Here is a 22,015-nt window from a genome sequence, read left to right as displayed (position 1 = left end):
GACTCGCCTGAGTCATCGGTATTCCCGATTCGTGCCCAGGAGTCTGTTCATGCCCACCCGTCGTCCACCTCTTGCGGGACTGGCCGCGGTGGCCGCTGCCGACGTCGCGTTGGCGCAGGTCACTGGTCTGATCGGGCGCTCGGCGGTGCGGTTGGTGGCGCCGTCGGCGGTGCGGCCGTTCGTGGCGACGGCGGTCGCGGGGCAGCGGCCGCTGGTGGTGGTGACCGCGACCGGGCGGGAGGCCGACGATCTCACGGTCGAGTTGACCGAGATCCTCGGCGACACGGTGGCGCTGTTCCCGTCCTGGGAGACGCTGCCGCACGAGCGGTTGTCGCCGAGCGCGGACACCGTCGGGCGGCGGTTGGAGGTGCTGCGGCGGCTGGCGCATCCCGCCGATCCGGTCCACGCCGAACCGCTGCGGGTCGTCGTGACGACCGTGCGATCGCTCATGCAGCCCATGGCATCCGGCCTGGGCGACATCGAGCCCGTTCTGCTGAAGGTCGGCGTCGAGCACGACTTCGACGAATTGGTCACGCGCCTGGTCGAATTCGCCTACGAGCGGGTCGACATGGTCGGCAAACGCGGCGAATTCGCCGTGCGCGGCGGCATTCTCGACATCTTCCCGCCCACCGCAGATCATCCGGTGCGCGTGGAGTTCTGGGGCGACGAGATCACCGAACTGCGCCCGTTCTCGGTCGCCGATCAGCGCTCGCTGCCCGACGTCGAGGTGGATGTCATTGTGGCGCAACCGTGTCGGGAGCTGCTGCTCACCGAGGAATTGCGGCTGCGGGCGGCGGAGGTCGCCGCGGAGAATCCGGCCGATGCCGCGCTGGTCGAGATGTTGGAGAAGGTCGCCCAGGGCATTCCGGTGGTGGGCATGGAGGCCCTGCTGCCGGTGCTGCGGCCGGGGAAGCTACAACTGCTCACCGATGTGCTGCCCGACGGCACCCATGTGCTGCTGTGCGATCCGGAGAAGATCCGCACCCGCGCGGCCGATCTGGTGCGCACCGGTCAGGAGTTCCTGGAGGCGTCGTGGACGGCCGCTTCCTTCGGCGGCGCGGCCCCGCTGGGTGCGCACGGCCTGGACCTGGCCGCCTCGGCCTACCGCAATCTGGACGAGATCCATCGCGATGCCGACGAGCGCGGCCTGCCGTGGTGGACGCTGAGCCCGCTGTCCTCCGACGATCCGGCCGAGGTGGTGCTGCCGGTGCTGGCCGCGCCCGCCGCGCGCGGCTCCGACGAGTTGGTGGCGACGGTCTTCGCCTCGTTGCGCGCGCACGTCACCACCGGGGGGCGCGCGGTCATCGTGGTCGCGGGACACGGTACGGCACAACGTTTCCTGGAGCGGCTGGCCGATGCCGAGGTGCCCGCGGCGGCGCTGGATCCGGGCGCCGAACCCGTGCGCGGGCTGGTCGGCGTGGTGTGCGGATCACTGCACGACGGCATCGTCTTCGACGACGCGAAGCTGGTCGTCATCGCCGAATCGGATCTGACCGGCAACCGGGTCACCGCGCCCGGCGAGGGTAAGAAGCTCCCGGCCCGCCGCCGCAATCAGGTCGATCCGCTGGCCCTGTCGGCCGGTGATCTGGTCGTGCACGATCAGCACGGCATCGGCCGATTCGTGGAGATGATCGAGCGCACGGTCGGCGGGGCGCGGCGGGAGTACCTGGTCATCGAGTACGCGCCGAGTAAGCGCGGCCAGCCCGGCGACCGGTTGTACGTGCCGATGGACGCGCTGGATCAGCTGTCGCGCTACGTGGGCGGCGAGATGCCGAGCCTGTCCAAACTGGGCGGCTCGGACTGGGCCAATACGAAACGCAAGGCGCGCAAGGCCGTTCGCGAGATCGCCACCGAGCTGGTGCAGCTGTACGCGGCGCGCCAGGCCGCGCCCGGGCACGCGTTCGCGCCCGACACCCCGTGGCAGCAGGAGATGGAGGACGCCTTCGCGTTCACCGAGACCATCGACCAGCTCACCGCGATCTCCGAGGTCAAGGCCGATATGGAGAAGGCCGTCCCGATGGACCGGGTGATCTGCGGCGACGTCGGCTACGGCAAGACCGAGATCGCGGTGCGCGCGGCGTTCAAGGCAGTGCAGGATGGTAAGCAGGTGGCGGTGCTCGTGCCGACCACGCTGCTGGCCCAGCAGCATCTGCAGACCTTTACCGAACGCATGGCGGGCTTCCCGGTCACGGTCAAGGGGCTGTCCCGCTTCACCGATCCGGGCGAGTCACGAGCGGTGCTGGAGGGCATGACCTCCGGCGATGTGGATATCGTCGTCGGCACCCACCGGCTGCTGCAGACCGGCGTGCGGTGGAAGGATCTGGGCCTGGTGGTCATCGACGAGGAGCAGCGCTTCGGCGTCGAGCACAAGGAGCACATCAAGGCGCTGCGTACGCACGTCGACGTGCTGACCATGTCGGCCACCCCCATTCCGCGCACGCTGGAGATGAGCCTGGCTGGAATCCGCGAGATGTCGACCATCCTCACCCCGCCCGAGGAGCGCCATCCGGTGCTCACCTATGTCGGCGCCTACAACGACAAGCAGGTGGCCGCGGCCATCCGGCGCGAGCTGCTGCGCGACGGTCAGGTGTTCTATGTGCACAACCGGGTGTCCTCGATCGACAAGGCGGCCAAGCGGATTCGCGAACTGGTGCCCGAGGCCCGGGTCGCCGTCGCGCACGGGCAGATGAACGAGGACACGCTCGAGAAGACCGTGCAGGGCTTCTGGGAGCGCGAATTCGACGTGCTGGTGTGCACCACGATCATCGAGACCGGCCTGGACATCTCCAATGCCAATACGCTGATCGTGGAGCGCGCCGACACCCTCGGCCTGTCCCAGCTGCATCAGCTGCGCGGGCGGGTCGGGCGCAGCCGCGAGCGCGGCTACGCCTACTTCCTCTACCCCTCGGAGAAGCCGCTCACCGAGACGGCCTACGACCGGCTGGCGACGATCTCGCAGAATTCGGATCTGGGCGCGGGTATGGCCGTGGCCATGAAGGATCTCGAAATCCGCGGCGCCGGAAACGTTCTCGGGGCCGAGCAGTCCGGCCATGTGGCGGGTGTGGGCTTCGATCTGTACGTGCGACTGGTCGGCGAGGCGGTGGAGGCGTATCGGGCCGCGGCCGACGGGCGGCCGATCACCACCGACGAGGAGCCCAAGGAGGTGCGCATCGATCTGCCGGTGGACGCGCACATTCCGCCGGACTACATCGCCAGCGATCGGCTGCGCCTGGAGGGCTATCGGAAACTGGCCGCCGCGCAGGACGATTCGGCGCTGGCGGCCGTGGTGGAGGAGCTCGTCGACCGGTACGGCCCGCTGCCGGTGGAGGTCGGGCGGCTGGTCTCGGTGGCCAAGCTGCGGCTGCTGTGCCGCGAGTACGGGATCACCGAGGTCGGCGTCACCGGGACGACGCTCAAGATCTCGCCGATGCAGCTGCCCGATTCGAAACAGTTGCGGCTCAAGCGGTTGTATCCCACCGCGACCTACCGGCCGACCACCGGTATCGTGCAGTTGCCGCTGCCGCGGGTGGAGGACAGCGTGGGCGCGGGGCGCATTCGCGATGTGCGACTGCTGCAGTTCGTCGCGGATCTGCTGCTGGCGCTGGACGGAAAGCCGCAGGGCACGGTCGACCTTCGGGTCGCGACCGAGGTGTCGACGGCGCGATGAGTGCGGCGCACCAGGATTCCGGTGCCACCGCGCCCGCCTCGATGAACGGCGCGGGCCGCGAAGAGGATTCGGCGGCGGACTCGATTCGCATGGCCCGCAACCTCGCCGGTGCGGTGGAGATCATGGACCGGCTCTGGAACTTCGGCGGCTGGGAGGTCACCCAGACCCACGATTCGCTGCGCCCGTACCTGCTCGAGGAGACCTACGAACTGCTCGACGCCATTCAGCACGGTGATGTCGAAACCATCAAGGAGGAGCTGGGCGATCTGCTGCTGCAGGTGCTGTTCCACTCCCGGATCGCCGAGGCGGCGGGCGAATTCACCGTCGACGACGTGGCGGCCGCGCTGGTGACCAAGCTGGTTCACCGCAGCCCGCACCTGCTGGACGCCCGCATCGACCCCGACGCCACCGTCGAGGACAAGATCGCCGCCCAGGAAAAGGCCTGGGAGGAACGCAAATCCACCGAAAAGGCCCGCCGCTCCTGCCTGGACGGCATCGCCCTGGCCCAGCCCGCCCTCGCCCTGGCCGAAAAGATCCTCTCCCGCAGCCGCAAGGCGGGCCTCCCCGAAGACCTCATCCCCGACCACCTCCGCGTGGTCCACCTGGGCGGCCCCCACAGCGCCGAGGAACACCTCCGCAAGGCCGCCCTGACCTTCGCCCACACCATCCGCACCACCGAAGACGCCGCCGAAACCGCCCGCGGCGAACGCACCCCCCTGACCGCCGCCGACTGGCGCACCTACTGGCCCCGCTGATCAGCTCCCGTCACAACGCTCCCCACCAACCCCAGCCCCGCCGTCGCCCCGACCGCGATCCCATCAGCCCGAGCGCACTCCATGAGCCATGAGCCCGACCGCGCCGCATTGGCCCGCGCAACCCATCAGCCCGAGTGCAACCCATCAGCCCGAGTGCAACCCATCAGCCTGAGCACCAATGCATCAGCTGAGGGTGGTCGTATCAGTACGAAGGGAAGACTGCATCAGCCTGGGGCGACTGCGTTGGCCCGACCGCGGCCCCAGTTCGAGCGACTCCTATCAGCCCGAGCTTGCGAGGGCCTGTTGGGCGCGTTCGAGTAGGTGACGGAGGTTGGTGAGGGCGGGGGCGCCCATGGCCTCGCGGAGGCGGTGTTCGATGGCGGTGATGTGGGTGGCGGCGAGGGTGAGGGCGGTGTGGCCGGAGGCGGTGGTGGTTACGAGGCGGGCTCGGCGGTCGGTGGGGTCGGGGCGGCGTTCCAGGTAGCCGCAGCGCTCGAGATGGGTGACCAGTTCGCCCATGGACTGTTGCGTCATACCGGCGGCGTCGGCCAGGTCGCCGATGCGTGAGCCGGTGGGGGCGAGGTAGCGAAAGACCGCGTAGTGGGCGGGGCGCAGGCGGTCGTCGAGTTCCGCGCGGAGTTTCTCCTCGAGGTCCTGTTCAACGGATCGGGTGAGTTGGACCAGCAGTTTCAGCAGGCTGGGATCGGCTGTTGACACAATAGGAAGGCTACCTTTATATCTTGACCATGGGAACCACGCTGACGTTCCGCAATGGTCACTCGGTGACGCTGCTCGACAACGGCGCCGACGAGCGCGGGCCGTTCCTGCGGCTGCGGCATCGGATGCCCGCGGTGGGGCGGGAGGCCGGGCCGCATTGGCATCCGGTGCTCACCGAATCGTGGACCGTACGGCAGGGACGGTTGCGATTCCGCATCGACGGCGTCGAAACCATTGCCGGACAGGGTGATTCGCTCACCGCGGGCCCGCGTGCGGTGCACGAGTTCTGGACCGAGGCGCCCGAGACCGTCATCGACCACGAGATCAGGCCGCCGCTGCGGCACTGGGAGATGTTCCGGCTCTGGCAGGCCCTGGACGCCGCGGGAAGGACCACTCGGGCGGGTGTCCCGTGGGATCCGCTGGCCTTGGCGCTGCTGTGGGAGTACCAGGACGGTTATCTCGCGGGGGTTCCGGCTCGCGTGCAGCGCGTCGTCCTCGGGCCGCTGGCCCGGCTGGCCCGCGCGCTCGGATACGAGCGGCGGTGGTTGCGGGGCTGATGCCCACGCCGCAACGGCGTTCGCCAGCGCATCGAATGCGCCCTGGCGGCCGTCCTGATCGCGCTCGGCTTCGGCCTGGCCGCCGACGCCCGCTGACCCCGGGCACAGCGCGGCCTGGGCACGGATATGCCCAGACCGCAGGCGATCTCGACGCGTTCAGTGCAACAGTGATCGCGCGGTGGGAGCCAGCCGTAGGCGATCGCTCGGGGCCGCAAGGCGTTTCGACAGCTCCGGTTCCAGGCGGCAGGTCCAGTTGTGCGAGGTGGCCAGGCATTTCAGATGATCGTCCAGATCCTCGGCGGTATCGAAGCGCGAGAACCAGACGAAGACCTCGTCGTCGCGAATCGGCAGAGCGGGGAAATCATTGTGGGCCCGGTGGGATTCGTAACAGGCGAGCGGCTCGGCGCCATTGTCGATGAGGACGGGGCTCACGTGGTCCTCGAAGAATTCGGCGAATTCGGCGGTGGGGATGTTGGGGTAGTGGATGGTGATCAGCATGCGCGACTCGGGCAGTTCGGTGGCTTCCGGTCCGGGCCGGACGAATTGCGCACCGAGATCGTCGGTCGCCAAAACCGGATGCAGCAGCAGGGCATTGCTGGTGTCGAGCATCGTCGCGCGGGCCGCCGGTGCATGCGTGCGCCACGTCTGGCCCTCAACATAGAACGCGGTCAAAGCCGCACGGCGCGAATCCATATCGGCGAAGGCGCGCACCCACACGAAACGATCCGGATCATCCTCGTCGCGGAACTGGCCGACGATGCGCATGCCGACGGATTCCTGCGTCTCCACGAATTCCCGGTCGAACAGATCGATCAGCGCGTCCCGCTTTCCAGGCCGCAGCGTGTACTGGCGCAATTCCAATAGTGGCCAAAGGGTTTCGGTCATGGGCTCACCATGCCGCACCGGTAAGTCCTGGACGAGTGGCCAGATAGCCTTTGTTCGTCAACATCTGGCCACCTCCGCGTCCGCGGTATGTCAGTCCTCGGCCAGATATCGTTCCACACTGGCCACCTTCGCGGTGATCGCGTCGGTGACACCGGGACGGATATCGGCCTTGATCACCAGGCTGGCGCGCGGCGCGGCGGCCAGGACGGCATCGGTGGCCCGTTTGATCACGTCCATCACCTCGTCCCATTCGCCCTCGATCGTGGTGAACATGGCATTGGTCTCGTTGGGTAGGCCGCTGGCGCGCACCACGCGCACGGCCTCGGCGACGGCTCGCCCGACGTCCTCGCCGGTACCGAGCGGACTGACCGAAAACGCTGCAATCATGGGATCAATTCTCGTTCGCGGCCAGCCGGCGCAGGGTCGCGACACGCGATTCCAGATAGCGCAGTTCGGATTCGTCGAGCACGGTGCGCTGAATACCCGCCGCGATGGTGAAGGCGGACTGGCGATGATCGTCGATCACCTCGACATCGAGCGCGATGCCGACGTAGTCGTCGGCACCCGGCAACGGATCGGCGATAACCCGCGCCGCGCCGCGTGCGCAGAGCGCGACATCGCCGCCGCCGAGGATCAGCAGCGCCACCTCCGGCTGCGCGCGTAACCGGGCCAGCGAGCCGCGATCGGACTTGAGGCTCAACAGAATTCGGCGGTCACCGGCGCGCACCGGCCACGACACCGGGATGGCGTGCGGCGCCGGATCGGTGGTCACCAACACCCCGATCGTGTCCAGCGGCCACTCCGGTAGAACATCCAATTCGGGATGCTCGGTCGAGGGCTCTTGACGTTCCCGGGCTCCGGCTACCATCTTCGTCACCTCACGGTCGGCTCGCGCGGCGGGCTGGACCGCGCATGGCTAGCAGTGTAAACCGTTGTGCCGCAGGCCTGATCAGGCCATTGTCCGTAAGGCAGCCCTAACTCATGCTCTGGCCAGGTCGGGAACGGTGAGCCGCTGCGCCCACTCGCGCGCCTGATCCTGCGGTCGCGCCAGGCCGGAGTTGTCGTGGCGACCGTGCTCACCGACCTGAACCGCGCCCCGGGCGCGGAACTTCTCCGCGCAGATCTCCCCGCCCCGGTTGAAGGTGTCGCCGTACACCGAGTCGCCCAGGCCGAAGACCGCGAAACGCAGGCCGGTGAGGTCGGGCAGGCGGTCGTCGAGCTGGTCGAAGAAGGGTTCGGCGCCGGTGGGCAGCTCGCCGGTGCCATAGGTCGAGCAGACCAGCACGTGGAAGTCGCCGGTATCGAGATCGTCGACGTCGAAATCCGACATATCGTAGATCGCGACATCGTGCGCGGTCGCCAGCACGTCGGCGATCGCGTCCGCGGCCAGCTCCGCGGTGCCCATCTCGGTCCCGAACAGAATCACAATCCGCACACCGTCTCCTCGGTTCGCAAACGCCCAGCTACACATCCTCACCCCGGGAGTAAGCCTACCCTAACCTGTACACTGGTCGAGGTATGACGAGTGCCGCAAACCGACGGCTCGGCCTGTTCTCGTTACGAGCAGGAAAACACCGGGCACACCTGTGACGGTTTCGATTGACGAACAGGTACCGGCGGTTGCATCATTCGTTACAGCTTCCCGTCTGCACGGGAACACGCGAGTAACCGGCCGATGACCGTCCGGTGAAGCGAGTCGTTCACCGCTTCCAGGTGGAGACAACGCAGCAGCATCCAGTACGACGCGTTCGCGCGTCCCGCCGCGAGTGAGGTGAGAGCAATGGGATTCCGGTCTTATCGGCATCGGCTGTGGGCGGCTTTCCCGAACAGTCTCACCGCGCGGCTGTGCTAGCGCGCTGATCGGCGTTTGCGTCGCCCTCCGCTGATCTCGGCGGGGGGTGTGGGTGTGTGTCTGTGTGTGTCCATGGGTGATTCGACCCGGGGTCCTTGGGTGGGACCGCGCGGGTCCGTTCCGAGTCAGGAGACGGTGATGACGGAATTCGATGCGTTCGACGCGATGGAGACCACCGGTCCGGCGGTGGTGGCCAATCTGGCGGTCTCGACGGCGGTGGTCGAGGATCTGCGGTATCTGCGCGGGGAGCTGACCGCGGCGGAGGTGCCGTATCTGCTGGTGCGCGATTCCGATCATCGGCTGGTACTGGCGGTGGATTCGGCGCACCGGCTGGCGCTGCGCCGGGTGCTGGGTGCGGCGATGGTCGCTGGATTCTCCTGTAACGAGATGCGCCCCAACGTGTTCCGGCTCGGTCGCGATCTGGATCCGGCGCATCACGTGGAGCTCGAGCTGTGGGACCACCACGGCGACACAGTCGAATGCCCGCGCCCGAATGCCTTGACCCGCAACGTATTCGACGTGGCCGACGTGGAGTACACCACCGTGCTGCTGTTCGACACCAGCTGGCCGACGCTGGACGGCATGTTCGCCCCGCATCCCACCGATGTGGGCTTCGACATCGATATCGTCTTCTCCTGGGTGGACGGCACCGATCCCGAATTCCGCGCTCGCCGTGCGGGAATGCTCGCACAGGTGGTGGTCGGCGAGGGTGACGACGCCGACGCGCGGATCCGCCAGATCGACGAGCTGAAGTACGCGCTGCGCTCGGTGCACAAGAACGCGCCGTGGATTCGGCGCATCTTCATCGCCACCGATTCGAGGGTGCCCGACTGGCTCGCCGACGATCCGAAGGTCACCATCGTCCGTGCGGCGGACCACTTTTCGGATACCAGTGGGCTGCCGGTCTTCAATTCCCATGCGGTGGAATGCCAGCTGCAGCACATCGAGGGGCTGTCGGAGCATTTCCTGTACTCCAACGACGACATGTTCTTCGCGCGGCCGGTGCGGCCGTCGATGTTCTTCACCCCGGCGGGCATCAGCCGGTTCGTCGAGGCGGGCACCCGCATCGGGCCGGGTGTCAACACCGAGCGGCGCAGCGGGTTCGAGAACGCGGCGCGGGTGAACCGGCAGCTGCTGCGGCAGCGGTTCGGACATGTCATCACCCGGCATCTCGAGCACACGCCGGTGCCGCTGCGGCGCAGCGTGCTGCTGGAGATGGAGCGTGAGTTCGCCGCGGATTTCGCGCGTACCCGCGACAGCCGCTTCCGCTCGGCCACCGATATCTCGGTCACGAATTCGCTGTATCACTACTACGCGCTGCTGACCGGGCGCGCGGTGCCGCAGGAGGCGGCCCGGATGCGCTACGTCGACACCACCAGCCACTCCGGACTGGCCCTGCTCGCTGGGCTGGCCCAGCGCCGCGACGTGGACTTCTTCTGCCTCAACGACGGCAGCTTCCCGGAGGTCGCCGAGGCCGAGCGGGTGCGCGCGGTCTCGGAGTTCCTGCAGACCTACTTCCCGGAGCCCGCGCCGTGGGAGCGGGTCGTCGAGGGCGATCCGCTGGCCGCGCTGGAGCCAGGCGCCGCCTGAGCGGAGTCGGGACGCGGCGGCGGGGCGGTCAGCAGACCGCTTCGCCGTCGGATTCGGGAGCTGCGGCGCGGCCCTTCAGGCCGCGCGGTATGCGTCCGGCGGGCAGGATCACGATGCCCTCCTTCCGCAGCCGCTCGGCGGCCTCCTCGGGGGTCGCCGGGGTGCCGACCGTCGGGCCGCGATCGATCGGCACGACCGAGTGGACCACGGTGTCGGGGTAGACGTGTACGAAATTGAAGCTCTGGGCCCCGTCGCGGCCGCGCTGACCGCCCTCGGACACCGCGAGGTCCTGGCTGTAGCAGGCCGAGGAGGCCACCGAGACCGGAATGCTGGCGAAGGTGGCCGTGGTGGAGAAGTGCAGATGGCCCGCGAGGATGCTGCGCACATCGGTGCCGTCCAGCACATCCGCGAGGCGGCGTTGATCGCGTAATTCGACCGTCGTGGCCAGATCCTGGATGCACGGCACCGGCGGGTGGTGCATGGCCAGAATCGTGCCGAAGGGCGCGGGTTCGGCCAGCACCGAACGCAGCCAATCCAATTGGGCGTCGGAGATCTCGCCGTAGTGCTGCCCGGGCACGGTGGTGTCGAGGACCACGATGCGCAGCCCGTCGAAAGTGTGCACTCGGTCCAGCGGTTCGGTCGAGCCCGCCTCGTCGAGCAGGTGCTCGCGCAGCGCGGCCCGGCTGTCGTGATTGCCGGTCACCCAGACCACGGGCGCGCCCACCCGCCGCGCGAACGGCTCGACCAGCTCCCGCAGCCGGTCGTACGCGCCGGGCTCGCCGTGATCGGTGAGATCGCCGGTGAACACGATCGCGGTCGGGGTGATGCGACTGGCCTCGGCCTGATCGAGCAGCTGCCGCAGCCGCCGCTCGGCGTCCACGGTCCCGTACAGCTCGCCGTTCCCGGCGATCAGGTGGGTGTCGCTGAAATGGAACAGAACATGGTCCGGTCGCGGATACTCCGCGACTCTGCTGATGTGCACCGGACTCCTCCCGGCAAGGTTGCTCGCCATTGGCTTCGGGGCTCCTGCGTCAGCTTAGCGAAGCCCCTACTACCACGTTCCCCGCGCACGGTGACGACATGCTTACGTCAGGGTGAGAATTCCGTGTCAGCTCGCCCCCGGCAAGCTATCTGCCAGCACACGCCGCTCGGCCTGCTGGCGCTGGGCGAGCAGCGCGAAATACCGCCGCAGCATCAGCCCGGCGGTCGCGGCGAGCCCGGCCGTCAGCCCCCACCACACCCCGGCCGCGCCCAGTCCCAGCGGGAAGGCCAGCAGCAGCGCTGTGGGCAATCCCACAACCCAGTAGCCCACCAGCGACAGCCGGAATCCGGCCTGGGTGTCCTTGACCCCGCGCAGCAGTCCGTTGCCGATGTTCTGCGCGGCGTCGAAGAACTGCAGCACGATCGCGATCAGCAGCAGGGTGTGCGCGAGCCGGACGGTGTCGTCGTCCTTGCCCGCGATATAGCCCAGTCGCAGCACCAGATCCGGTACCGCGAGGTAGGCCACGCCGACCAGCGCGGCGACCACCGCGGCGTGGCGCAGCGCGAGCCAGGCCAGGCCCTGGGCATGGCGGAACTCCTCGCGCGCCACGGCCTTGCTGACCAGGATCGACGATCCGTGCGACAGGCCGACCGCGACCTGGAACACGATGTAGACCAGCTGATAGACCACGTTGTGCGCGGCCAGCGCGGCCGGACCGAAGGTGCCCATCACCAGCGCCAGCACCGAGAACATCCCCGCCTCCGACCCGTAGGTCAGCGCGATCGGGGTGCCCAGCCGCAATTCGGCCGCGATCGTGCGCCAGCGCACCGGCCACATCCGAATCGGCAGGGTCGCACCGATTTCCGCGTCGTGGCGGACCATGGCCCACAGCACGGCGAAGGTGATCAGGAAGACCAGTGAGGTCGCGATGCCGATGCCGGTGAGCCCGAGCGCGGGCAGTCCGGCCCAGCCGTGCATGAGGGCCAGGGCGAGTACGAGATTCAGCGCCACCGAGCCGAGCGTCACCATCAGCAGGGCCTGCGGGCGCTGCATGCCGACCGAGTACTGGCGCAGCACCTGAAACCACAGGCACGGCAGCAGGCCGGGCGCCAGCGCCACCATCATGGGCCGCGCCTCGGCGAGCACGCTCGCGTCCTGGCCGAGCCACTGCAGCGCCCAGCCCAGCCCGATCAGCACCAACCCGCCCAGCAGTCCGGCGACGGTGGCGATGAGGAAGCTGGCCCGCACCACATCGCGAATCTCGTTGGCGGGGTTGGTCTTGCGCTTCTCGGCGCGGCTGAGCACCGTGGCGACCTGATTACCGGTCGCGGTGATCAGGCCGACGCACATGGTGCGGATCTGGTTGAACAGCGTCAGCGCCAGGCCGCCCGCGGCGACCTGGCTGATGCCGAGCGACCCCATCAGGGCGATATTGGTCGTCGATACGGCGACCTGCGCCAGCTGGGTCATGGCGATCGGGGTTGCCAGCGCGGTCAGCTGTCGGCTGTCTCCCTCCGCCGCCGCGGCGAACGTCGCGAACCTCGTCCTCACGACGCCCCTACCAGGCTGCTCGGGGCGTAACGATCCAGCAATTGCAACACCTCGCGTTCGGTGGCCGGGTCGAGCAGGTCACGCTCGGCCATCCAGTCGTCGTCGAAGACCGTATCCAAGTACTTCTCGCCGCCGTCGCACACGATCGTGACGATCGTGGAGCCCGGCGGGAACTCCTCGAGTCGGATGAGCGCGGCGTGTACCGACCCGCCCGCCGACCCGCCCAGCAGCAGGCCGTTGCGTCGCGCCACCGCGCGGGCGGTGGCGAAGGCGGCCACGTCGGTGACCTTCACACCCTCGTCGAGCAGCGAGTAGTCGACGGCCGTGCCGACCGTGGCGCCCGGCGGGGTGCCGGTGCCGGACTGCCAGTACGGGCCGCCCTCGCCGCCGAAGGCGATCGAGCCCACCGGCTCCACGCCGATCACCCGCGGCGCACAGCCGAGTTCGCGCAACCGCCGCGCGGTACCGAACAGCGAGCCGCCGGTGCCGACCGCGGACAGCAGGATGTCGACGCTGCCGAGATCCTCCAGCAATTCTTCGGCGACCGCGTAGTAGCCGAGCGCGTTGGCGTCGTTGTTGTGCTGTTCGGTGAAGTAGGCGTCGGGGCGGGCGGCGGCCATCGCCTCGGCGAGATCCTCTCGCGCCGAGGTGGCCAGGCTGTCGTCGCCGTCGTCGGCAACATAGACCAATTCGGCTCCCATGGCTTTCATCGCGCGCAGCTTGTCCTTGCAGGCGTGGTGATCGACCACCGCGGTGAAGCGATACCCACGTTCGGCCGCTACCACCGCCAGACCCAGTCCGGTATTGCCGGATGTCGACTCGATGATATGCCCGCCATCGGGCAGCAAACCGCGCCGCTCGGCATCGAGCACCATTTCCCGGGCCATCCGGATCTTGGCGGCGCCGGTCGGGTTGAACTGCTCGAGCTTGAGCAGCAACCGCGTGCCCGTCGCGGTGGTCGCGAGTTCGAACAGCGGGGTGTTGCCGATCAGATCCGTCACTCGGCGGACGAGTGGCATGCGTATCTCCTCGGGTGGGCTGATGGGTGAGGGTCGCCGGTCACCCGGCGTCGATCGTCCAGCGGAACCGTCCCTCGGGTGCGTCGTGCAGCACCACCTTGGGTGGGATCGGCAGCTGGTGGAACGGGGACTCGTTGGAGTCCATCTGATAACCGGCGGTATTCGGATAGACGAGCAGATCGCCCACCTCGACGGCGCGCGGCAGCGGAATGCGCCGCCAGCTGAGCATGTCCGATTCCAGGCAGGTGGCCGCGCCGACCGCCGCCGCGCCCGGCGCGCCCGGCCGGGTGGGCCAGGGCGCCGGGTCGGGCAGGTATTCGCTGTCGAACCACTGTTCCGACAGGCTCAGGCTGGTCCCGTCGACGGTCAGCAGTTGATACGAATGTCCCTGCACGGTACGGGTTTTCGCGCCCTGTACGCGAAACACGCTGCTGCCCGCGCGATCCAGCAGCGCCCGGCCGGGTTCGATGGCCAGGCGAATATCGTTGTCGCGCAGGCTCGTTGCCAGATCGCCATGGTCCAGGATGGCGGCGAGCATGGCGGGACCGGGGGCGGGGCAGTGATAGGGGTAGTAGTCGTCGAAGCGCTTGTCGGCGTGGAACCAGTGCGGGCCCGCACCCGCTCGAAAGGCCCGCCAGTGCTCGGCCGGGACGTAGTCCACGGCGAAGCCGCCGCCGATGGAGATCGTGCGCACCGGATGTCCGAGCGCCCGGGCGGCGCGGCAGCGTTCCACCAGCGCCGCCGCCAGCTCGGCCCGGGCAATAGGATCGTAACCGGACAAATGGAAGCTGAAGCCCTCGAGGCGCACCGCGCCGAGCGGCGTGTGCGTCAGAGCGGCCTGGAGTTCGGCCTCGGTCATGCCGAACCGGCTCGACGAGCCCGGCGGCAGCACCCGCAGCAGCACCCGCGCCGGAAGATCCAGCGCGACGAGGCGGGCCAGTTCGCCGAGTTCGTCGATCGCGATCAGGGCCCCGTGCCGGGCCGAGAGCCACAGCAGCTCATCGGATTTCGCGGGGCCGGTCACCATCAGCTCGTCGCCGCGGACCCCGTGCGCGAGCGCCGCGGTCAGCTCGCCGGTGCTGGCGACATCGATCCCCGCCCGGTGGTCGGCGCAGGCGCGTACCACGCACGCGGCCTTGTTCGCCTTCTTGCCGTAGTAGATCGCACCCTCGACGCCCGACCGCTCGAACACCGCGTGGAAGCCGTCGATGTTGTGCCCGACCCGCGCCGGATACATCACATGGAACGGTCCGCCGATCGCGAAGGCGATGTCGCCCAGCAGATTCGGGTCGTCGAGCAACCGCCGCTCCCACTCGTCTCGATGGGCGGGCATGGGTGCGGCGATGCTCGGGGCGATCAGTCCCACAGACGTACCTCCGTTCCTCGTCCCTCACCGATGGCTCGTTCTGCCAGGGCGTGCGCGACCGCGACATCGGTGAGCACCAGGCCGCTGTTGTAGACGAAGATGCGTTCGTCGTCGCCGCGGCGGCCCACGGCGCGGCGGGCCAGAATCGTCGGCAGTTCGGCGTCGACGGGGCGCAGTCTGCCGTCCGGTCCGGCCATATCGGTTCCGGTGAGCGCCATCTGCTCGGCACTGGTGGCGATCACGCGGTCGGCGTCGTGCAGCGCCGAGGGCGCGAGACCGTAGCCGACCAGCACCGCCACCGAACCCGGTGCCAGATCGGCGGATTCGAGCGCGACGGCGGTGCCGGGCCCGGCGGTGGCGAGCACGACGTCGGCCGCGCGGGCGGCGGCCCGCGGGTCGGCGACGGTGCGCAGCTCCAGTCCGGGGCGATAGGCGGCCAGCTGGTCGTGAACCGCCTTCAGGCCCTCCTCGTGCGTGCCGTACACCATCAGCCGATCCAACTGCGGATTCGCGGCGAGCAGATGTGGCAGGGCATGCCTGCCCTGGGTGCCGGTGCCGATGAGCAGCACGCTGCGCGCATCCGGGCGCATCGTCTCGCGCACCAGCAGCGCCGAGGCCGCCGGAGTGCGCACCGCGCCGACGCGGGCGCAGTCCATCATGGCGATCGGCATGCCGGTCGCGTCGTCGTAGAGCGTGATCGTGGTGTAGTACCGCTTGGTGCTGCGATCGTGGCTCGGATCGAACTTGTAGGAGGTCTTCATCGCGACCACCCGGCGTCGCCCGTCGCGGCCGAGCATGGCGTAGGCCACCGACCAGCCGTCGGGATGGGCGACGCTGAGCTTGCGCGGATTGTCCGACTCGCCCGCCGCGAGGGCCAGATACGCGTCTTCGACGGCGCGCACCACCTCACCCGGGGTGATCGGAACGTCGGCTAGGTCGCTGCGGCTCAGAATCCGTAGCGGGGTGGGCTTGGTGGTACTCACGGTCTTCCTCGTTCATCTTCGATCCGAAAGGCGTGACCGTTCGCTGTCCGTAACCACTTTCGCCGTGCTCGGCGGGAGTGCGGCGGCGGGGCAGCCGGATGTTGACCCGCTTGAGCCAGCGATCGGTCCCGTCGTAGCGCGGGGTGAACGGTACTCGGCCGTGCACCACCACGTCGTTGTCCACCAGCAGCAGCTCACCCGGGCGCAGCACCGCGGCGCGGCATACCCGCTCCAGCTCCGCGCCGAGATGGGCGTAGGCGCGGCGGTATTCGTCGTCGGCGTCGTCGAGCGGGGTGTAGGCGGGGTCGTAGCGCAGCGTCGGCGCGTCCGCCGCGCCGCCGATGGTCGCCACCGGACTCGCCGGATGGTGGTGGAAATCGGTGCCGTAGGAGACATCCGGCAGGATCGGCAGCAGCGGCTCCCGCAGACGGAGCCGCTGCCGCTCGTCCAGCTCGATCTGGCGCACCGACGAGACGGTGGTGCCGACTAGATCGGGATTGCGCAGGCAGCCCAGCATCAACAGGTGCGCCCGCTCCGGATGGAAGGCGTCCTCGGTGTGCGGGCTGAGCAGCGTGGTGCTGCTGGCGCCGGACTGTTCGTGTTCGTGGCCGGGGGAGGGGACGATGTTGTTCACCAGCCGCCCGCCCTGCTGGCCCTCCCAGCCGAACGGCTCACCCGCGCAGCGCGCCAGCAGCAGCATCGCCAAATCCAGTTCCAGCGACGCGTGCCGCAGCTGGGCGTCGCCGCTCCACGCGGCGGCCTGGCGCCAGTCGCGCGGGGTCGGGCCCAGTTCGCCCTCGTGCAGCGGGATGCCGGACACGATCGCCGCGCCCGCGGTGGTGGCCGGTGGGCGCACGGCGTCCCGCACGGCTCGGGGCAGGGCGGCCGCGCGCTCATCGATCAGGTCGATCAACCGCGGATCGGTGAGGGTCGTGGCGCTGCGGGCGGACCATCCCGGCATATCTTCGATTGTGGCGGCGATCGCGGCGGCGGTGGCGCGAACCGATTCGGCGGCGGCCGCGGGCAGTTCCCGGCGTTCGATCTCGTCGAGAGCCCCAGGTGGGGGTGTATGACGTTCGCACAGAACGTTTTTCACCAGGTGTTCCCTTCTTCGCAACGTAGGTGAAGCAGGTGGTGAAGACTCGGTGTGCGAAGTTAGCCGCTCGCGGGAGCTTAAGCAAGGCTTACCTAAGAGTGTTTCGAAAATAGCTGAAGGGCATTAACGAACGGTGGCACGATAGCCGACTGTTGGCTGATCGTCGCACTCGATCGGATCCGCGCCCGCGTGGACGAATGCTGCTCCCGTATCGCAAACTCATTAGGTTAGCCTTGGCTGCCCGGGGTGACGAAGCGATGAGGATGAGGCAACCGCGATGACGATCATGACCCGCAGGCAGATTCTGGGCGCCGGACTCGGACTCGGTGCGGCACTGGCGCTGGGCGCATGCGGCCGCGGTTCCGGCGACACCGGCACGCTGCGCGTCGGCGCACTCGGCAAGGTGTCGGCGCTGCAACAGGATCCGCACGCGAACCTCAGCAACGACAGCGATTTCCTGATCGCCTCGCTCGTCTACGACGCGCTCACCGTGCCCGGGGCGGACCCGACCGTGCAGCCCCGGCTGGCCACCTCCTGGGCCGCCGATCCGGAGCAGCGGCGCTGGGTGTTCACGCTGGCCGAGAACGCGACCTTCCACGACGGCAGCAAGGTCACCGCCGACGATGTGGTGTGGTCGCTGCGGCGGCTGCGCGAGAAGGGCGGGGAGTCGAAGGTTCCGGTGCGCGCGGAGGACATCGCCGCCGACGGTCCGAATCGGGTCGTGCTCACCGCGGCCGCGCCCAACAGTCAGATCCCGTTGCTGGTGCGCCTGATGACGTTCACGGTCAAGCAGGGCACCACCGACTTCACCGAACCCGTTGGGAGCGGACCGTTCCGGCTGGAATCCTATCGGCAGGGCAATGCCCGGCTGGTGCGCAACGACGCCTGGCACGGCCCGAAGCCGCGGCTGGAGGCCATCGAGATCACCATGTTCGAGGGCGTGGACGCGCTGTCCAACGCAGTGCTGGGCGGGCAGATCGATCTGGCGTCGAATGTGGGCGCGATCGCCGGTCGCACCGCCGCCGGGCGCGGTGATCTGCAGGTGATCCGCCGTCCCAACGACACCGCGGTCGCGATCGCCATGCGCACCGCCGACGGCCCGTTCGCCGATCCGCGGGTGCGCACCGCGCTGCGGCTCGCGGCCGATCGCGATGCGCTTGTCGCGCAGGCATTCTCGGGCTTCGGCACCGTCGCCAACGACATTCTGGGTACCGGTGATCCGCAGTACGCCAAGGATATTCCGCAGCGTCGCCGCGATCACGAGCGGGCGCGCGGGCTGCTGGCCGAGGCGCGCTTCGATACCGGCACGACCTATCAGCTGGTGACCAAGGAGGAGGCGCCCGGCGAGGCGGAGTCGGCCAAGCTGTTCGCCGCCCAGGCTCGCGAGATCGGGGTGAAGCTGGAAGTGGTGGTGCAGGATTCGGGCACCTTCTACGACCGCACCTGGCTGCACGCGCCGCTCTACACCGTGAACTGGGGCACCAACGATTCGGTGCTGTTCTTCGCCACCAAGCTGATGGCCTCGAGCAGCAATCGCAACGAAACAGCCTTCGCCGACCGGGAATTCGACGCCGCCACCGCCGCCGCGCTGGCCGCCGGGAATCCGGCCGACTACGCCCGGGCCTGCCGCACGGTGCAGCAGCTCCAGCACGAGCGCGGCGGATATCTGGTGTGGGGCATGGCCGACGGCATCGATATCGCGGCGAGCCGGGTGCGGGATCTGCCGACCCTAGGTGGCTTCGGCCGGGTGCAGCTGGAACGGGTCTGGCTGGCGTCGTGACGACGTTCCTGGGTCTGCTGCTCCGCCGGTTCGCGCTGCTGGTGGTGTTGCTGGCGCTGGTGTTCACGGTGGTCTCGGTGCTGCCCGGCGACGCCGCGCGGGCTGCCCTGGATCGCGACGCCTCGCCGGAACTGCTCGCGGCCAAGCGGCATGAGCTGGGGCTGGATCGTCCACTGCCGCAGCGCTTCTGGTCCTGGCTTTGCGGGGTGTTCACCGGCGATTTCGGCTCCACCGTGCGCGGGCGGCCGGTCGGCGACCTGCTGGCGGCCGCCGCGCCGCAGACGCTGCTGCTGGGCGGGCTGGCGCTGGTGCTCACCGTGGTGGCGGCGCTCGGGCTGGGCATGTGGTGGGCGGCCCGGCCGTCGGGCTGGCTCGCGCGGGTGCTGCAGCCGACGACGGCCATGGTGGTCGCCCTGCCGGAGTTCGTGGTCGCGGCGGTGCTGATCATGGTGTTCTCGTTCGCGGCGGGCTGGCTGCCCGCGGTCACGGTGGCCGGACGCTCGGGCTTTCCGGCCCGGCCGGACATGCTGGTGCTGCCGGTGCTGGCACTGGCCATCCCGCATATCGGCTGGAATACCCGCGTGGTACGGGGCGCGCTGGCCGATGCCGGTCGCGCGCCGCACGTGGAGCAGGCCGCGCTGGAGGGATTGGCGCAGGCGCCCCTGCTGTTTCGGCATGTGCTGCCGGTGGCGCTGCCCACCATCGTGGCCTCGGTGGCGACGACGGTCGGCATGCTGTTCGGCGGGGCGCTGGTGGTGGAGAGCCTGTTCAACTATCCGGGACTGGGCGCGCTGCTGGCGGGGTCCATCTCCGATCGGGATACCGCCCTCACCGCCGCCACGGCGGCCGTCGCGGGGGTGGTGATCATGGCGGTGCTGCTGCTGTCGGATGGCGTGCGCGCGTGGGCGATTCGAGGGCGGCGATGACGCATCGGCGGCTCTGGGTGCGCGGACTGCCCGCGGTGATCGTGGTGCTGGCCGCGGTCGTCGGCCCGTGGCTCGCGCCGCACGGGGTGGACGATGGTGTCGGAGCTCCGTTCGCGGCACCGAGTTCGGCTGCCTGGCTGGGGTCGGATCGGTTGGGGCACGATGTGTTCAGTCAGCTGCTGCGCGGCGGGTGGGGGCTGATTCTGCTGGCCGCCTTCATCGCCGCGGTGGTGACCGGGCTCGCCAGTGTGCTCGGTGCGGTGGTGGCGCTGTGGCCGCGGTGGGGTGCGGTGATCGAGCGCTGCGCCGATCTGCTCATCCTGCTGCCGGTCGTGCTGGCGCTGCTGCTGGTGGTGATGTCGTGGCCGCGGTGGGGCACCGTCGGGGTGGTGACCGTGGGGATCGTGTTCGGGGTGCCCTATTGCGCACGGGTTTTCGCGGCGGCCGCCACCGGCATCGCCGCCACGGGATATATCGAGGCGGCGCGGCTGAGCGGGGAGTCGGCGGGGTACGTGATCTTCCGGGAGATGCTGCCGAACATGCGCGAACTGCTGCTCACCCAGCTCGGGCTGCGATTCGTCGCGGGCATGTACATCGTCGCGACCGCGGCCTTCCTGCGCCTGCCGACCGCGCTCGGCGAGGCCAACTGGGCGGTCATGGTGCGCGACAACGCCTCCGGCATTCTGCTCAATCCGTGGGCGGTGCTGGCTCCCAGTCTGGCCATCGGCGTGGTGGCGGTGAGCGTGAACCTGCTGGCCGCCGCGCTGGGCACGGTGGCGCGGCTGCCGCAGTCGATCGGGGGTGCGTGAGCGTGATCGTCGTGGCGGAGCTGTCGGTCCGGGCGGGCGAAACCGCACTGCTGGAACCGATCTCGCTGACGGTGCCCGCCGGTGGCATCGTCGGACTGCGCGGGCCGTCGGGCTGCGGTAAGTCGACGCTGCTGCGGGCGCTGCTCGGGCAGGTGCCCGCCGGAGCGACCGCGACCGGCGCCGTGCGGGTCGGCGAGCACGATGTGCTGACGCTGCGACCCCAGGTGCTGCGGCAGTTCCGGCGGCGCGAGATCGCCTTCGTCGGACAGGATCCCGGCGTGGCGCTCAATCCGACCATGCGGGTGCGATCGCTGCTCGGGGAGCTCGCCGATCCGCGGCACGCCCTGGAGGCGCTGGCGGCGGTGGAACTGCCGGAGTCGTATCTGCGCCGCCGTCCCGCCGAGCTGTCCGGCGGCGAGCAGCGCCGCATCGCCCTGGCCCGCGCCCTCGCCCGGCACACGCCGGTACTCGTACTCGACGAGCCGCTGGCCGGACTGCACGGGCGGCTGCGCTCGGCGGTGATCCGGCTGCTGCGCCGCCGGGCGGGCGAGCGCGGCACCACGATCGTGGTGTCGGGGCACGATTCGGCCGCGCTGCGGGAATTGGCCGACGAGGAGATCTTCGTCGGGCGTGCCCTGCCCAAGCCGGGGGTGAGTGCGGGTCGCGCCGGTTCCGGTGACGGAAAGGAGAGGCCCGCATCGCGATTCGCTGGTGGGCAGGCGAAAGATGCCGGGGCGCTGGCCATTTCGGGTCTCGCGGTGGACATCGGCAGGCGGCGGGTGCTCGAGGGGATCGACCTGCGGCTGGCGGCGGGGGAGGCGCTGGCGGTCACCGGGCCGTCCGGCGCGGGCAAGTCGACCCTGGCGCGGGCCGTGGTCGGCCTGCGCAAACCGGCCGCGGGCTCGGTCCGCTCGGCGGGCCGGATCGCGCTGGTGCCGCAGGACAGCACGGGCAGCCTGAATCCCCGCCGGACCATCGCGGAGACCCTGGGTCGCCCCCTGCTCCGGCAGCACGGCGTCCGAGCCCCCGGGGCCATCGCCGACCTGCTGCACACCGTCGAACTGAAACCGGAACTGGCCCACCGCTATCCGCACGAGCTGTCCGGCGGCCAGCGCCAGCGCGTGGCCCTGGCCCGAGCCCTGGCCTCGAACCCGGCCGTCCTGGTGTGCGACGAGGTGACCGCCGCCCTGGACCCCGACACGGCCGAGGCGATCATGACCCTGCTCGACACCCTGCGCCGCGACCGCGCCCTGGCGCTGCTCCTGATCACCCACGACATGAGCCTGGTCACCCGCTACTGCGAGCGAATGTGTGTGCTCGAACACGGCCGGATAGTCGAAGCGGGCACGGTCACCGACCTGCTGACCGCACCGAGTCACGACGCGACCCTCGCGTTGCTCGGGTGATGAGGGGAAGCTGCGGGTGATGAGGGGAAGCTGCGGGTGATGCGGGGAAGCTGCGGGTAATGAGGGAAGCTGCG

19 protein-coding genes are annotated in these 22,015 nt (G+C 69.4%); 8 read left to right on the top strand and 11 right to left on the bottom strand.

The genetic code is table 11. From position 1 onward, the window contains the following. The first annotated feature begins 49 nt into the window (after window positions 1–49). Window positions 50–3,667 (top strand): transcription-repair coupling factor, encoded by a 3,618-nt coding sequence (gene mfd / locus NDR87_RS27190; RefSeq protein ID WP_251915998.1) that lies wholly within the window; start codon window positions 50–52, stop codon window positions 3,665–3,667. Window positions 3,668–3,708: 41 nt separating this feature from the next. Then, window positions 3,709–4,422, top strand: coding sequence for a MazG family protein (locus NDR87_RS27185; protein ID WP_372494303.1), 714 nt, complete (start codon window positions 3,709–3,711; stop codon window positions 4,420–4,422). A gap of 279 nt (window positions 4,423–4,701) precedes the next feature. On the opposite strand, the gene NDR87_RS27180 is transcribed toward NDR87_RS27185, so the two are convergent. Further along, window positions 4,702–5,139 (bottom strand): MarR family winged helix-turn-helix transcriptional regulator, encoded by a 438-nt coding sequence (locus NDR87_RS27180; protein ID WP_251915997.1) that lies wholly within the window; start codon window positions 5,137–5,139, stop codon window positions 4,702–4,704. A 29-nt stretch (window positions 5,140–5,168) separates the two neighbouring features. Here NDR87_RS27180 and NDR87_RS27175 point away from each other — a divergent pair, with 29 nt between their 5' ends. Further along, window positions 5,169–5,696, top strand: a complete 528-nt coding sequence (locus tag NDR87_RS27175; protein ID WP_251916134.1) for a cupin domain-containing protein — start codon at window positions 5,169–5,171, stop codon at window positions 5,694–5,696. 156 nt (window positions 5,697–5,852) lie between these two features. Here the strand turns inward: NDR87_RS27175 and NDR87_RS27170 are convergent, their stop codons facing one another. The 4 genes from NDR87_RS27170 to NDR87_RS27155 form a co-directional block, all read right to left on the bottom strand. Further along, window positions 5,853–6,581: an NIPSNAP family protein gene (locus NDR87_RS27170; protein WP_251915995.1), complete on the bottom strand. Its 729-nt coding sequence runs from the start codon at window positions 6,579–6,581 to the stop codon at window positions 5,853–5,855. A gap of 90 nt (window positions 6,582–6,671) precedes the next feature. Next, on the bottom strand, window positions 6,672–6,968 hold the full coding sequence (locus tag NDR87_RS27165; protein WP_251915993.1) for an MTH1187 family thiamine-binding protein: 297 nt from the start codon (window positions 6,966–6,968) through the stop codon (window positions 6,672–6,674). Window positions 6,969–6,972: 4 nt separating this feature from the next. Further along, entirely contained in the window at window positions 6,973–7,449 is a 477-nt protein-coding gene (locus NDR87_RS27160) for a hypothetical protein (protein WP_251915991.1), read from the bottom strand. A 111-nt stretch (window positions 7,450–7,560) separates the two neighbouring features. Then, a complete protein-coding gene (locus NDR87_RS27155) occupies window positions 7,561–8,016 on the bottom strand; it encodes a flavodoxin family protein (protein ID WP_251915989.1) in 456 nt (151 codons plus the stop codon). A gap of 555 nt (window positions 8,017–8,571) precedes the next feature. On the opposite strand from NDR87_RS27155, the gene NDR87_RS27150 reads away from it, so the two are divergent. Next, the gene (locus NDR87_RS27150; protein ID WP_372494298.1) at window positions 8,572–10,023 is read left to right on the top strand and encodes a stealth family protein; all 1,452 of its coding nucleotides are present in this window, start codon (window positions 8,572–8,574) and stop codon (window positions 10,021–10,023) included. A gap of 28 nt (window positions 10,024–10,051) precedes the next feature. Here the strand turns inward: NDR87_RS27150 and NDR87_RS27145 are convergent, their stop codons facing one another. The 6 genes from NDR87_RS27145 to NDR87_RS27120 form a co-directional block, all read right to left on the bottom strand. After that, window positions 10,052–11,005, bottom strand: coding sequence for a phosphodiesterase (locus NDR87_RS27145; RefSeq protein ID WP_251915988.1), 954 nt, complete (start codon window positions 11,003–11,005; stop codon window positions 10,052–10,054). Window positions 11,006–11,131: 126 nt separating this feature from the next. Further along, window positions 11,132–12,475, bottom strand: a complete 1,344-nt coding sequence (locus NDR87_RS27140; protein WP_251916131.1) for an MATE family efflux transporter — start codon at window positions 12,473–12,475, stop codon at window positions 11,132–11,134. Between the two features lie 77 nt (window positions 12,476–12,552). Beyond that, entirely contained in the window at window positions 12,553–13,575 is a 1,023-nt protein-coding gene (locus NDR87_RS27135; RefSeq protein WP_251915986.1) for a PLP-dependent cysteine synthase family protein, read from the bottom strand. Between the two features lie 40 nt (window positions 13,576–13,615). Continuing rightward, entirely contained in the window at window positions 13,616–14,908 is a 1,293-nt protein-coding gene (locus NDR87_RS27130) for a Y4yA family PLP-dependent enzyme (protein WP_286014126.1), read from the bottom strand. A 23-nt stretch (window positions 14,909–14,931) separates the two neighbouring features. Beyond that, on the bottom strand, window positions 14,932–15,894 hold the full coding sequence (locus tag NDR87_RS27125; RefSeq protein ID WP_251916129.1) for an ornithine cyclodeaminase family protein: 963 nt from the start codon (window positions 15,892–15,894) through the stop codon (window positions 14,932–14,934). Further along, window positions 15,848–17,020: a TauD/TfdA family dioxygenase gene (locus NDR87_RS27120; protein WP_251915982.1), complete on the bottom strand. Its 1,173-nt coding sequence runs from the start codon at window positions 17,018–17,020 to the stop codon at window positions 15,848–15,850. The genes NDR87_RS27125 and NDR87_RS27120 overlap by 47 nt, the downstream gene beginning before the upstream one ends. A 277-nt stretch (window positions 17,021–17,297) precedes the next feature. On the opposite strand from NDR87_RS27120, the gene NDR87_RS27115 reads away from it, so the two are divergent. Genes NDR87_RS27115 through NDR87_RS27100 form a run of 4 tightly spaced genes read left to right on the top strand, consistent with a single transcriptional unit; the run spans window position 17,298 to window position 21,941 of the window. Beyond that, entirely contained in the window at window positions 17,298–18,800 is a 1,503-nt protein-coding gene (locus NDR87_RS27115) for an ABC transporter substrate-binding protein (protein WP_251915979.1), read from the top strand. After that, the gene (locus NDR87_RS27110; RefSeq protein ID WP_251915978.1) at window positions 18,797–19,726 is read left to right on the top strand and encodes an ABC transporter permease; all 930 of its coding nucleotides are present in this window, start codon (window positions 18,797–18,799) and stop codon (window positions 19,724–19,726) included. The genes NDR87_RS27115 and NDR87_RS27110 overlap by 4 nt, the downstream gene beginning before the upstream one ends. Continuing rightward, on the top strand, window positions 19,702–20,535 hold the full coding sequence (locus NDR87_RS27105) for an ABC transporter permease subunit (RefSeq protein ID WP_251915976.1): 834 nt from the start codon (window positions 19,702–19,704) through the stop codon (window positions 20,533–20,535). Before NDR87_RS27110 ends, NDR87_RS27105 begins: the two co-directional genes overlap by 25 nt. After that, on the top strand, window positions 20,532–21,941 hold the full coding sequence (locus NDR87_RS27100; protein WP_251941237.1) for an ABC transporter ATP-binding protein: 1,410 nt from the start codon (window positions 20,532–20,534) through the stop codon (window positions 21,939–21,941). Before NDR87_RS27105 ends, NDR87_RS27100 begins: the two co-directional genes overlap by 4 nt. Window positions 21,942–22,015 lie beyond the last annotated feature (74 nt).

The organism is Nocardia sp. CDC159 (assembly GCF_023740735.1).
GTDB lineage: Bacteria > Actinomycetota > Actinomycetes > Mycobacteriales > Mycobacteriaceae > Nocardia > Nocardia pulmonis.
This window is presented reverse-complemented; position numbering and strand designations above follow the sequence as displayed.

Bases quoted from the DNA above. Each gene is read 5' to 3' on its own strand.
- NDR87_RS27160 (WP_251915991.1), bottom strand. From the start codon at position 7,449: ATGGTAGCCGGAGCCCGGGAACGTCAAGAGCCCTCGACCGAGCATCCC.
- mfd (WP_251915998.1), top strand. From the start codon at position 50: ATGCCCACCCGTCGTCCACCTCTTGCGGGACTGGCCGCGGTGGCCGCT.
- NDR87_RS27150 (WP_372494298.1), top strand. From the start codon at position 8,572: ATGACGGAATTCGATGCGTTCGACGCGATGGAGACCACCGGTCCGGCG.
- NDR87_RS27175 (WP_251916134.1), top strand. From the start codon at position 5,169: ATGGGAACCACGCTGACGTTCCGCAATGGTCACTCGGTGACGCTGCTC.
- NDR87_RS27115 (WP_251915979.1), top strand. From the start codon at position 17,298: ATGACGATCATGACCCGCAGGCAGATTCTGGGCGCCGGACTCGGACTC.
- NDR87_RS27165 (WP_251915993.1), bottom strand. From the start codon at position 6,968: ATGATTGCAGCGTTTTCGGTCAGTCCGCTCGGTACCGGCGAGGACGTC.
- NDR87_RS27185 (WP_372494303.1), top strand. From the start codon at position 3,709: ATGAACGGCGCGGGCCGCGAAGAGGATTCGGCGGCGGACTCGATTCGC.
- NDR87_RS27130 (WP_286014126.1), bottom strand. From the start codon at position 14,908: ATGCCCGCCCATCGAGACGAGTGGGAGCGGCGGTTGCTCGACGACCCG.
- NDR87_RS27135 (WP_251915986.1), bottom strand. From the start codon at position 13,575: ATGCCACTCGTCCGCCGAGTGACGGATCTGATCGGCAACACCCCGCTG.
- NDR87_RS27140 (WP_251916131.1), bottom strand. From the start codon at position 12,475: ATGACCCAGCTGGCGCAGGTCGCCGTATCGACGACCAATATCGCCCTG.
- NDR87_RS27170 (WP_251915995.1), bottom strand. From the start codon at position 6,581: ATGACCGAAACCCTTTGGCCACTATTGGAATTGCGCCAGTACACGCTG.